At 59.1% G+C, this 11,740-nt stretch carries 10 protein-coding genes; all 10 read left to right on the forward strand.

Translation table 11 applies throughout. The features are described from left to right. Positions 1 to 11 precede the first annotated feature (11 nt). The 10 genes from PSH64_RS13965 to PSH64_RS14010 all read left to right on the forward strand — a co-directional run bounded on the left by PSH64_RS13965 (position 12) and on the right by PSH64_RS14010 (position 11,687). Positions 12 to 608, forward strand: coding sequence for a paraquat-inducible protein A (locus PSH64_RS13965; RefSeq protein ID WP_105346188.1), 597 nt, complete (start codon positions 12 to 14; stop codon positions 606 to 608). Continuing rightward, positions 605 to 1,273 carry a paraquat-inducible protein A gene (locus PSH64_RS13970; protein ID WP_305481013.1) on the forward strand — a complete coding sequence of 223 codons (669 nt, stop codon included), beginning with the start codon at positions 605 to 607 and terminating at the stop codon, positions 1,271 to 1,273. Before PSH64_RS13965 ends, PSH64_RS13970 begins: the two co-directional genes overlap by 4 nt. After that, on the forward strand, positions 1,254 to 2,909 hold the full coding sequence (locus PSH64_RS13975) for an intermembrane transport protein PqiB (protein ID WP_305481014.1): 1,656 nt from the start codon (positions 1,254 to 1,256) through the stop codon (positions 2,907 to 2,909). Before PSH64_RS13970 ends, PSH64_RS13975 begins: the two co-directional genes overlap by 20 nt. A gap of 17 nt (positions 2,910 to 2,926) precedes the next feature. Further along, complete coding sequence (locus PSH64_RS13980) at positions 2,927 to 3,478, forward strand: membrane integrity-associated transporter subunit PqiC (RefSeq protein ID WP_305481015.1); 552 nt, start codon at positions 2,927 to 2,929, stop codon at positions 3,476 to 3,478. A gap of 171 nt (positions 3,479 to 3,649) precedes the next feature. Beyond that, positions 3,650 to 4,324, forward strand: a complete 675-nt coding sequence (locus PSH64_RS13985) for a histidine phosphatase family protein (protein WP_305481153.1) — start codon at positions 3,650 to 3,652, stop codon at positions 4,322 to 4,324. Positions 4,325 to 4,503: 179 nt separating this feature from the next. Further along, a complete protein-coding gene (gene arnT, locus PSH64_RS13990; protein WP_305481016.1) occupies positions 4,504 to 6,225 on the forward strand; it encodes a lipid IV(A) 4-amino-4-deoxy-L-arabinosyltransferase in 1,722 nt (573 codons plus the stop codon). A gap of 26 nt (positions 6,226 to 6,251) precedes the next feature. Continuing rightward, complete coding sequence (locus tag PSH64_RS13995) at positions 6,252 to 7,778, forward strand: glycosyltransferase family 39 protein (protein WP_305481017.1); 1,527 nt, start codon at positions 6,252 to 6,254, stop codon at positions 7,776 to 7,778. Between the two features lie 205 nt (positions 7,779 to 7,983). Beyond that, positions 7,984 to 9,000 (forward strand): iron ABC transporter substrate-binding protein, encoded by a 1,017-nt coding sequence (locus PSH64_RS14000; protein WP_305481018.1) that lies wholly within the window; start codon positions 7,984 to 7,986, stop codon positions 8,998 to 9,000. A 51-nt stretch (positions 9,001 to 9,051) separates the two neighbouring features. Beyond that, positions 9,052 to 10,602 (forward strand): iron ABC transporter permease, encoded by a 1,551-nt coding sequence (locus PSH64_RS14005; protein WP_305481154.1) that lies wholly within the window; start codon positions 9,052 to 9,054, stop codon positions 10,600 to 10,602. Further along, positions 10,599 to 11,687 carry an ABC transporter ATP-binding protein gene (locus PSH64_RS14010; protein ID WP_105346170.1) on the forward strand — a complete coding sequence of 363 codons (1,089 nt, stop codon included), beginning with the start codon at positions 10,599 to 10,601 and terminating at the stop codon, positions 11,685 to 11,687. Before PSH64_RS14005 ends, PSH64_RS14010 begins: the two co-directional genes overlap by 4 nt. The last annotated feature ends 53 nt before the right edge of the window (positions 11,688 to 11,740 follow it).

Consider the following 11,740-nt stretch of genomic DNA (forward strand, 5'->3'; position numbering starts at 1 on the left):
GAGTGCTGCCCATGGCGACGACTGCCCCATTGATCATCTGCGAGCACTGCGACTGCGTGTATGAAAAAGTCACGCTCGCCAAACATCAAAAGGCCCTGTGCGTCCGTTGCGGCGGCGTGCTTGCGCGTTACAACGGTTTGTCGGTGCAACAACGCCTGGCGCTGAGTTTCACGGCGGCAGTGCTGTGGACTTTCGCCAATTTCTATCCGGTCATGAGCATCAGCCTCAAGGGCATGAAGAACAGCGCGACGCTGTGGGATTCGGTGGTGGCGTTGAGCCAGGGGCCAATCACTTTCATTGCGCTGGTGGCGGCGATTTCCATCATCATTGCGCCGATGTTCCAGTTGCTCCTGCTGATCTGGGTATTGAGTTTCGCCCTCGCCTCCCAACGTTCCCCAGGCTTCAAGCTATGCATGCGCTGGCTGGAAACCCTCAGGCCCTGGAGCATGCTGGAAGTCTGCTTGCTGGGGGCCATGGTCGCGGTGTTCAAGCTCGCCGGGTTGCTGGATGTGCTGCCGGGTATCGGCATGTTTGCCCTGGCCGTCCTCAGCCTGTTGCTGATCCGCATCGCCGGGCGCGATGTGCGTGATTTGTGGGACACCCTGTGAACAGGCCGCCGCTCGCCAGCGAACTCAACCTGTGCCTGTGCCACAGTTGTGGCATGGCCTGCGACATGACTGAGCAACCTCACGAATGCGAACGCTGCTGTGCGCCGTTGCATGCCCGCAAACCTGATTCACTGACCCGGACATGGGCCTATCTGCTGGCCTCACTGGTGTTTTATATCCCGGCCAATCTGCTGCCGGTAATGAACACCAGTCTGTTCGGCAACGGCTCCGACAGCACCATCATGAGCGGGGTGTTGGAGTTCTGGGCACACGGTGCGTGGGACATTGCGCTGATCATTTTCATTGCCAGCATCGCGGTGCCGGGCATCAAGTTCGTTGCTCTCTCCCTGCTGCTGATCACAGTGCAACGCGGCAGCTTCTGGGCGCGCAAGGAACGCTCGAGGCTTTACCGTTTCGTCGAGCTGATCGGCTACTGGTCGATGCTCGACGTCATTGTCGTTGCGCTGGTGGCCGCATTGGTGAAATTCCAGGCTTTGGGCGATATCGAACCGCGCCCGGGCATTCTGTTCTTTGGTCTGGTGGTGGTGTTCACCATGTTGTCGGCGATGAGTTTCGACCCGCGGCTGATCTGGGATAACGAGCGGGATAAAGCGCTGCAAAACCCACAAGATGAGGAGCCCATGGATGAAGTCCCAAGCCACTGACGGTCCGCAAGCCCCTGGCCAGGCCGCGATCAAGACCCGTCGCTTCAGCGTTTCTCTGGTGTGGATAGTGCCGATCGTTGCGGTGCTGGTGGGGATTTCCCTGGTGGTGCACAGCTGGCTGCAGGAAGGCCCGACCATTACCGTCACGTTCAAGACCGGTAGCGGCCTGGTAGCCAACAAGACCGAGGTCAAATACCGCAACGTGGTTATCGGCCGTGTCTCGGAGGTGAAACTGAGCGGCGACCAGAAACGCGTCGACGCCACGATCCAGCTCGACAAACAGGCTGAAAGCTTTACTCGCGCAGACTCGCAATTCTGGGTTGTGCGGCCGCGCATCGGTGCCGGTGGCGTTTCGGGCATCGATACCTTGCTGTCGGGCGACTACATTGGTGCCGACATCGGCCAGGCCGATGCCCGCTCCAAACACTTCACCGGGCTGGAAAACCCGCCGCCCATTACCTATGGCGAGCCGGGTAAACGCTTCATGCTGCACACCCAGGACCTCGGCTCGCTGGACATCGGCTCCCCCGTCTATTACCGCAAGATCCCCGTCGGGCAAGTGGTGGCGTATGCACTGGATGCCGACGGCAAAGGGGTGAACATCGAGATCTTCGTGCATGCACCCAATGACGCCTTCGTCACCGAGAACACCCGGTTCTGGAACGCCAGCGGTATTGATGTAAATGTCGGCGCCAACGGTTTTTCGGTGAAGACCGAATCCCTGTCAGCCTTGTTGGTGGGCGGCGTCGCCTTTCGCGCGCCGGAATACAGTCCTAACGATGAAGTGGCCATCGAGGATAAAGCCTTCGACCTGTTCGAGGATGAGCACACCGCCCTCGCCCCGCCCAACGGCAAGGCGCAGTTCCTGAGCTTGCGTTTCGATCAGGCGTTGCGCGGGCTCAAGGTTGATGCACCGGTGGAGTTTCTTGGTGTGGAGATCGGCCGGGTGGTGGCGGTCAATCTGGATTTCGACGCGAAAAAACGCAGCTTTCCGGTCAATGTCGGCATCGTGATCTACCCGCAACGCCTCGGTAAGGCTCACATCAAAATGCTCGAGGCCTTGAAGCATGACCCCAATGACGAATCTGCAACCGTGCGCCTGCTAGGCTCCTTCATCGAAAACGGCCTGCGAGCTCAGGCCCGTAGCGGCAATCTGTTGACCGGTCAGCTTTACATTTCGCTCGACTTCTATCCCAAGGCGGAGAAAGTCGCGTTCGATCCGTCGGCCCGCCCCATCTCTATTCCCACCATTCCCGGCAGCCTTGAGCAGTTGCAGGAAAAACTCGAGAGCATGGTCAACAAGATCAACCAGCTGCCCATCGAACGCATAGCCGGCAACCTCGACAGCAACCTCGTCGAACTGCGCAAAGGCTTAGCACAATTCAACGCCAAGACCCTGCCCGGCGTGCAAACCACCTTGGCGGACGTCAGCAAGACCTTGCAGTCGGCCAGCTCGACCCTCGCCGACGATTCACCGCAGAGGGAGCAATTGAGCCAGACCCTGGACGAGCTCGGACGCATGTCGCGCTCGTTGCGTGAACTCTCGGACTACATGGGGCGGCATCCGGAATCGCTGATTCGCGGCCGCCCCGACAATGCCGCGCCGATGGATCTGCAAGGGCCACCGCGCAACTGACCACAGGAGCAACACCCATGGTTTCGTCGCTGAAGATCACGCTGGTCGCCGCGTTGCTGCTTCTCACCGCTTGCCGTAGCGACCCGATTCAATTCCATACCCTGACTCCGGCTCAACCGGGCGGGGGCGGTGGTTCCGACATTCAGATCGAAAGCATAACCGTGCCGCCCCAGGTCGACCGCCCGCAGATCGTCATTCGTCAGGGCAACGCCGGCCTGGCCATCCTCGAAACACAATGGTGGGGGGCGAGCCTGTCAGATGAATTGCGCAGTGCTCTGATCGATCAGCTGGTCAACCGTAACCCACGGCGCAAAGTGTCGTTGCGTCTGGTTGTGCAACGCTTCGACTCGATACCCGGTCAATACGCGCTGATCGACGTTAAATGGCGGCTGCGCAATCTCGGTAACGGCGATGCCGAACTCGTCACCTGTCGCAGCACGTTTCAGACCCCTTCCGGCGCGAGCATCGATGAGCTGGTAGTGGCCCATCAAAACAATGTGAAACGGTTAGCCGCCGCCATCAGCCAGACCACCGCCGACACGTCGAAAGCCTGCCCAGCGGCTCAATAAATGCACCTCAACTCACTTAATGAACGCTGAAATATCTTTACGCAAATTTTTCACATTCCTTTCACTACGCCGACACCTGGCTTGATCTAGGGTCTCGCCATGGCCATTTTGCGTTGTCATGCGAGGCCGTATTTGAAAGTTGTTCTCTATGGCGTACTGATGGGTAAAAAAGTGCTTGATCAATTATCGCGCAAACTGCCAACTGCACTTACATCGCGGCTCATCAAACTGGTAACGGCAACGACAACTCTGGTTATCGCTGTGCTGGTGATGGGGTTTGTCTTGTGGCCCAGATCTCCGATCAATCTGGCGACGGCCGGCTCCGAAGTGACCAGCAGCCTGGTCGATCGCTGGCAAGCCGGCGAAGTGGCGGTACTGGTTCGCCATACGGAACGCTGCGACCAGTCCAGCAATCCGTGCCTAGGCCCCGCCGACGGCATTACTCGAGTCGGCAGCGACGCCGCAACAGCCGTGGGCCAAGGCTTTATGCATCTGGGCATGGCGCAGACCGATGTGTTGAGCAGCCCCGCCACCCGCACGGCGCAAACCTCGCACTACATGTTCGGCAAAGATGCCGTTACCCAGGAATGGCTGGTCAGCTGCGGCAAAACCCTGCGTAACGATGTGGTGGCGCACAAGCAAACCCGTCGAAATCTGGTGTTGGTCACGCACAGTGGTTGCATCAGCGATTTCGAAGCCCAGGCCGGTTTTGAACACGCAAAAACCAGTAAATATGGCAGTTCTTTGTTCGTGCACATTGCCGCCGACGGGCAACTTCAGGTACTCGGAGTTGTGAATGCCACTGACTGGCAGTCTCTGTTGCAAGGTAAAACCTTGAAACAATAGCCATTGCTAAATTTACATATCGAGAGCGCACTTTTACATGGGCCGACTATAACTTTTCCATACCCAGTAAGTAGCTGATGTCTATTTCTGTAGTTCAAATCGCTTCCGTTATGTAAGAAGTTTCGCAGGCACGCGAGAGCACCGAGCGGAGCAACATCCTTTTGCGCCAAGGTCGAGTCATGACGCCCAATAATCTGCTGTCCCACCCTGCCCGTTCTTTATCCCATAGCACTACCGGTGCGTTACCCATGACCGATCGCTGGATCGTGCCCGGCTTGCTGTTGGCGTTCGTGGTGTTCTACCTGCTGCCGCTGATGAGCCATGGACTGTGGATTCCCGACGAAACCCGCTACGGCCAGATCAGCCAGGAAATGTTGCTGAGCGGCAACTGGATCTCGCCGCATTTCATGGGCATTCGCTACTTCGAAAAACCCATCGCCGGTTACTGGATGATCGCCATCGGTCAGGCGGTATTCGGCGACAACCTGTTCGGTGTGCGTATCGCTTCGGCACTGAGCACCGGGCTGAGCATCTGGCTGACCTACCTGATTGCCCGACGCCTCTGGGGCGACCCGCGAAAAAGCGCCGCCTGCGCTTTGCTCTACATGAGCTTCGGCCTGATCGCCGGGCAGGCTGGATACGCCAACCTCGATCCGCAATTCACGCTCTGGGTGAACTTGAGCCTGGTCGCATTGTGGTTTGCCATCGATAGTCATTCCCCTCGCGGTAAACTCGGTGCCTGGGCGCTGCTGGGCGTTGCCTGCGGCATGGGTTTCATGACCAAGGGGTTTCTCGCCTGGTTGTTACCGGTGTTGATCGCCCTGCCCTACATGATCTGGCAGCGACGCCTGGGAGAACTGTTGCGCTACGGGCCGCTGGCGGTGGTCGTGGCGACGGTGGTCTGCCTGCCATGGGTGCTTGCCATTCATCATCAGGAACCGGACTTCTGGCGGTTTTTCTTCTGGCACGAACACATCCGCCGTTTCGCTGGCGAAGATGCGCAACACGCGCGCCCGTGGTGGTTCTATTTGCCGCTGCTGGTCGCGTCGAGCCTGCCGTGGGCTGCCTTGTTGCCAACGACACTCCTCCAGGCCTGGCAGCAAAAGCGCCAGCCCGTGATCGGTTTTCTGTTGCTCTGGATGCTGTTGCCGCTGGCGTTCTTCAGCCTCAGTAGCGGCAAACTGCCGACCTACATCATGCCTTGCCTGTTGCCTTTGGCATTGCTGATGGGGCACGCAGTGGTGGAGCTGTTGAATCAAGGACGAGGCCGAGTCATTCGCATCAACGGCGTGCTCAATGTCGTTATGGCCAGCTGCGCCCTGATCGCCCTGCTTTATCTGCAAGCCACCAAAGAGGTCTACGAAAATACCGAGATGTTCGCCCTGTCTCTGGTGTTCATCGTGTTGCTCGGCTGGATCATTGCCAATGCCTTGCAGGTGCTGCGTCCGGTGGTGTTCTGGGCTATGCCCGCACTCGGCATCTGGCTGCTGGTGGCGTTGTTGCCGGCGGCAATGCCGTCACAGATCGTCGACAGCAAAATGCCCGATCAGTTTATCGCCGAGCATGTGGATGCCTTGAGTCAGACGACATCGCTGCTCAGTAACGATCTTGGCGCGGCGTCAGCCTTGTCCTGGCGCCTGAAGCGGCCGAGGGTTGATCTTTTCAACACGATCGGCGAGCTTAAATATGGCCTCGACGACCCCGCCATGGCCTCACGTAAAGTCACTCTGGGCAATATTGGACAGTGGATGACCGAAGCCCGCAAAAAAGGCGCGGTCGGAGTGGTGATGCGGGTTAACAGTGTCGCGGAAATGCAGGAAGTCGAGATGTTGCCTGTCGATGGCAAGCGTTACCAGCGCGGTAACCTGGAGATTCTGGTTTTCCCACAGAGCAAACCCTGACGCTGCTCTTCCTACAGGAAACCGCTATGAAGTTTTGGGCAAGTGAAAGGGGCGCATTAGTGCTCCTGCTGGGTGTGTCTGCGCTGATTTTATTGTTGGGACTGGGTTCGCGGGAGTTATGGGGGCCGGAAACCCGCTGGGCCAACATCGCATTGCAAATGCTGCAGAGCGGTGACTATTTCGATCCTTACCTCAAGGGGGGGCCGTATTACGACAAGCCGCTGCCCTCCTACTGGCTGATCACCGCCACGGCGTGGCTGACCGGCGGCCTGGGGCACTGGTCATTACGCATGTCATCGGTGATTGCTGCCTGGTTGAGCATCTGGCTGGTGTACCTGATCGGCGAGCAGCTCTGGCACAAAGGCACGGGGTTGATTGCCGGCTGGATGCTGGCAACCACCTTCTATTTCGTCTTCTGGGCACGGGTCGCGACCGCCGACATCCTCACCGTCTGCGGTGTGCTGGCGGCGGTATGGTGGTATTGGCGCGGTCCCCAGGACATGCGTTTCAGCCGTTACCTGGTGTTCTTCCTGCTGTTGTCCCTGACCTCATTGTTCAAAGGCCTGATCGGGTTCATTCTGCCGGGCTTGCTGCTGATACCGCATGTGGTGCGGGACGGTCGCTGGAAACAGCACCTTAATCTGCGGCTGTGTGTGGCTCTGTTAATCGCCGGGGCGTTTTACATGACACCGTTCATGTTGTCGCATCTCTACGGCGCACCGACTTACGGCGAAAGCGGCCTGGGCCTGGTATTACGGGAAAACGTCGTGCGGTTTTTCCAGCCCTTCGACAACATCGGGCCGATTTACACCTATCTGCTTTACCTCCCTGTCTACACCCTGCCGTGGGCACCTTGTTGGCTGCTGGCGTTGTGGTATGCGCTGCGCCACTGGCGCGGCATCGAACCCCATACTCGCTGGCTGGTTTGGGGGTTGGGTTTGTTGATGTTGTTTTTCACGGCCAGTGGCAGTCGACGCAGTTACTACGTGTTGCCCCTGGTGCCCTTCGCTCAGTTGCTGGGCGCCTGGTGGATCACCCGGCGAATAGCCGAACGCCACGCCACAGGCAGGTTCGGCGGTCGCCGGTTGCAAATCGGTTTCGGCCTGTCTGCTGTGCTGCTGATGGGGGTGCTTGGGGTCTTCTATCCCTGGACCAACGGTGGTGGCGGCGTGGTTCAGTTCGGTGAGACGGTCAGGCTGGAGGCCAGCAAGCGCGCCCCTCTGAATACATGGCGCATGGTGATGATCGAAGTGGACAACAAAGTACCGATGTACCTGCAAACCGGGGGCGCGCCCTTCTATTACGTGCAGCAAACCCAGGACTTTCCTCGCACCGGCGATACCGCTGCGCTGATGACCTGGCTGGACAACACCAGCGGCCAGCACTGGGACCCACAGCACACCATCGTTATCACCCAGTACCGCAACGGTGATGCGTTACCGCTGGACTACCTGAGTGCCGACCATCAGGTCATCACCACTACGCCCACCAACGGCGAACGGATATTCCACGCCCGTGAAGACCAGAGCGTGGCGTTTATTCCCCGGGGGTGAATAAGCGTCAGTGCATGCTTTTGTCCGCCATGGCGTCGACTCGGTTTTCCGTCGACAGCAAAATGACAACTATTAACGGTTTTTTTGACGTTTTTTTCTCATTTGGCTCTCTACATTCGCGGCGACTTAAACATGCAAATGATTCGCATTGTTCCGCTGAGTGAATCCGCGCGTGTTGACTAAAAAAACAGGAGCCGTCGACAGAATGATTTCCCGCATCCCCTCGTTCCTTAAAAAAGCATTGCTGACCACTGCTTTCCTCAGTGCCGGTCACGTGTATGCCGCTGAGCAGGCTGACGGTATCGTGGTCTACAACGCTCAACACGAAAGCCTGACCAAATCCTGGGTCGAAGGCTTCACCAAGGAAACCGGTATCAAAGTGACCGTGCGCAATGGCGACGATACCGAGATGGGCAATCAGCTTGTGCAAGAAGGTGCAGCCTCCCCGGCCGACGTGTTCCTGACCGAAAACTCCCCGGCCATGGTGCTGGTCGACAACGCGGGGCTGTTTGCACCGGTTGCGCCAAGCACGCTGGAACAAGTGGGCGCGGCCTATCGTCCGGCGCATGGCAAATGGGTCGGGATTGCCGCACGCTCCACGGTGTTCGTCTACAACCCGAGCAAGCTGGCCGAAGCAGATTTGCCAAAATCGCTGATGGACCTCGCCGCACCGAACTGGAAAGGTCGCTGGGCCGCTTCGCCGGCCGGTGCCGACTTCCAGGCCATCGTTGCTGCCGTACTGGAACTCAAGGGTGAAGCCGCCACTCTTGACTGGCTGAAAGCCATGAAAACCAACTTTACCGCCTACCGGGGCAACAGCGCCGTGCTCAAGGCAGTCAATGCCGGTCAGATCGACAGCGGCGTGATCTATCACTATTACAGCTTCGTCGATCAGTCCAAGACCGGCGAGAACAGCAAGAACACCTCACTGTACTACTTCAAACACAAGGATCCAGGTGCCTTTGTCAGCCTGTCCGGTGGCGGCGTTCTGGCTTCCAGTCAACACAAGGAACAGGCCCAGGCATTCCTGAAATGGATTACCGGCAAAGACGGTCAGGCGATCCTCAAGACCGGCAATTCGTTTGAATACGCCGTGGGCAAGAACGCAGAGTCCAACCCGAAACTGGTACCGCTGCAGCAACTCGACGCCCCGGCTGTCGATGTCTCGAAGCTCGACAGCAAAAAGGCTGTAGAGCTGATGACCCAGGCCGGGTTGCTCTAATTGCTTCCTGAAACTCTACCGGTAGAGGTCGCTGCGGCGTCCTCTGCACACTTGCGCGTACGCTCTCGCGGAGTGTTCGTGGGCCGTGGCGGCGCATGGGTGATTGGTCTGTCGGTGCTGGTATCGTTGCTGGCGTTACTGCCGATTGCTTTCGTCATCGGCGTGTCGGTGCAGACAGGCTGGGCGACGCTTGTGACGCTGGTATGGCGCCCACGCGTCGGCGAGTTGCTGATCAACACCGTGTTGCTGGTATTGCTCACCATTCCCTTGTGCATCGCACTGGGGCTGGCCCTGGCCTGGTTGACGGAACGCACCAACTTGCCGGGGCGGCGCTGGTGGTCGCTGTTGGCGACGGCGCCGCTGGCGGTGCCGGCATTCGTGCACAGCTATGCCTGGGTCAGTCTGGTGCCACCGATTCATGGGCTGTTTGCCGGCGTTCTGGTGTCGGTCATCGCCTATTTCCCGTTTCTTTACTTGCCGATAGCAGCGACTTTGCGCCGGCTCGATCCAGCCATCGAAGATGTCTCCGAGTCGTTGGGGCTCAAGCCCTGGGCGGTATTCTTTCGCGTGGTGCTGCCGCAGTTGCGTCTGGCCATCTGCGGCGGTGCCTTGCTGGTGGGGCTGCACCTGTTGGCCGAGTACGGTCTGTACGCGATGATTCGCTTCGACACCTTCACCACGGCCATCTTCGATCAGTTCAAGTCCACCTTCAACGGGCCCGCCGCCAATATGCTGGCCGGCGTCCTCGCGCTCTGTTGCCTGGCCATGCTGACGGCCGAGTCGGCTGCCCGTGGCTCGGCGCGTTACGCCCGGGTCGGGTCGGGAAGCGCGCGTGAACAAAGAATCGTGCGCTTGAATTTGCGCACTACCCTGCTTGCGCTCATGCTGCAAGGCATCACCTGTGCCCTGGCACTCGGTGTACCGTTGATCACCCTTGGAAAGTGGCTGATCGCCGGCGGCGCGCAAGTCTGGCAGCTGAGCGAACTGCTGCCGGCGCTGGAACAAACCCTGATGCTCGGGGCCGCCGGCGCGCTCATTACCACCTGCGCGGCCATTCCGATTGCCTGGCTGTCGATTCGCTCGCCGGGCCCGTTGCAGCGTGTGCTGGAAAGCTGCAACTACATTACCAGCGCACTGCCGGGGATCGTCGTTGCGCTGGCATTGGTGACCCTGACGATTCATTTTGCCCGGCCGATTTACCAAACCACCATCACGGTGCTGCTGGCGTATTTACTGATGTTTTTACCCCGCGCCCTGGTGAGTTTGCGCGCGGGCATCGCCCAGGCGCCGGTGGAACTTGAGAACATGGCCCGCAGTCTCGGCCGTTCGCCCGGTCGGGCGTTGTGGCTGATCACCCTGCGTCTGGCCGCACCCGGTGCTGCCGCGGGCGCTGCGCTGGTGTTTCTGGCGGTCAGCAATGAGTTGACCGCTACTTTGTTACTCGCCCCCAACGGCACGCGCACCCTGGCCACCGGTTTCTGGGCAATGACCAGTGAAATCGACTATGCCGCCGCTGCGCCCTATGCCTTGCTCATGATTCTGCTGTCGCTTCCGTTAACCGGACTTCTTTATCACCAATCCAAACGCACGGCTGGCCGATGAACGCTCTTGAACTCCACTCGATCTGCAAGTCCTACGGCTCTCACCGAGCCCTGGAGAACATCAGCCTGTCGGTGCCGACAGGAAGCCGTACGGTGATCGTCGGCCCCTCCGGTTCGGGCAAGACCACCTTGCTGCGAATGATAGCCGGTTTCGAATTCCCGGATTCGGGCAGCCTTTCGCTCAATGGTCAGACGCTGGTCGACGGCACCCATGAGGTCCCCGCGCATCAACGGTTGATCGGCTATGTTCCGCAGGATGGCGCACTGTTCCCGCACATGACCGTAGCCGCCAACATCGGTTTCGGGCTCGCAGCCAAGGGCGTTGCCAAACAGGAACGTATCGCTGAGCTGATGGACAGTGTGGCGCTGGATTCGAGCATGGCCAATCGTTGGCCGCACGAACTCTCCGGCGGCCAGCAACAGCGTGTCGCGCTGGCCCGGGCCCTGGCGCAACAACCACGGTTGATGTTGCTGGACGAGCCTTTCTCGGCGCTCGATACCGGTTTGCGCGCCGCCATGCGTAAATTGGTCGCACGGCTTCTGGCTGACGCCGGTGTCACGACTATTCTGGTAACACACGATCAAAGTGAAGCGTTGTCGTTCGCCGATCAGTTGGCGGTGATGCGTCAGGGCCGGTTAGTGCAATCCGGACATCCGCTGGACCTTTACCGCTATCCCGTTGATGAACAAACCGCCCTGTTTCTCGGGGATGCCGTGGTCATGCCCGCCACAATCGAAGCGGGCTGGGCCCATTGTGATTTGGGTCGCATTCCGGTCAATAACCACAGAAATAACAAATCAGCGCAAATCATGCTGCGCCCCGAGCAACTTCAGTTGATCAGCGCGCCCCACGGCCTGGCGCAATCGGACGGCTGTCGCGGCGTGGTCACCGAATGCGATTTCGGTGGTAATACCTGCACCTTGACCGTGGAATTGCAGGCGTTGGCCGCTGATACACGTCCGGGGCGTTCATTGCTGGTGCGCAGCTCCGGCATGCACGCGCCACCCGCTGGCAGCGAAGTTCATGTGTCGACCATCGGCCATGCTCATGTACTCAGCGATCCCACAGGTTCCGCGCCTGACTGACTGGCATTGGGTCAACAGGTTGGTTTTTGAGACCTTTGACTCGGTAACAGGCA

Origin of the sequence: Pseudomonas sp. FP1742 (assembly GCF_030687145.1) — a bacterium.
Taxonomy (GTDB): Bacteria; Pseudomonadota; Gammaproteobacteria; order Pseudomonadales; family Pseudomonadaceae; genus Aquipseudomonas; species Aquipseudomonas frederiksbergensis_D.

Coding starts and splice junctions, on each gene's coding strand:
- PSH64_RS13995 (WP_305481017.1), top strand. CDS start 6,252: ATGAAGTTTTGGGCAAGTGAAAGGGGCGCATTAGTGCTCCTGCTGGGT.
- arnT (WP_305481016.1), top strand. CDS start 4,504: ATGACGCCCAATAATCTGCTGTCCCACCCTGCCCGTTCTTTATCCCAT.
- PSH64_RS13975 (WP_305481014.1), top strand. CDS start 1,254: ATGAAGTCCCAAGCCACTGACGGTCCGCAAGCCCCTGGCCAGGCCGCG.
- PSH64_RS14000 (WP_305481018.1), top strand. CDS start 7,984: ATGATTTCCCGCATCCCCTCGTTCCTTAAAAAAGCATTGCTGACCACT.
- PSH64_RS13965 (WP_105346188.1), top strand. CDS start 12: ATGGCGACGACTGCCCCATTGATCATCTGCGAGCACTGCGACTGCGTG.
- PSH64_RS13980 (WP_305481015.1), top strand. CDS start 2,927: ATGGTTTCGTCGCTGAAGATCACGCTGGTCGCCGCGTTGCTGCTTCTC.
- PSH64_RS14010 (WP_105346170.1), top strand. CDS start 10,599: ATGAACGCTCTTGAACTCCACTCGATCTGCAAGTCCTACGGCTCTCAC.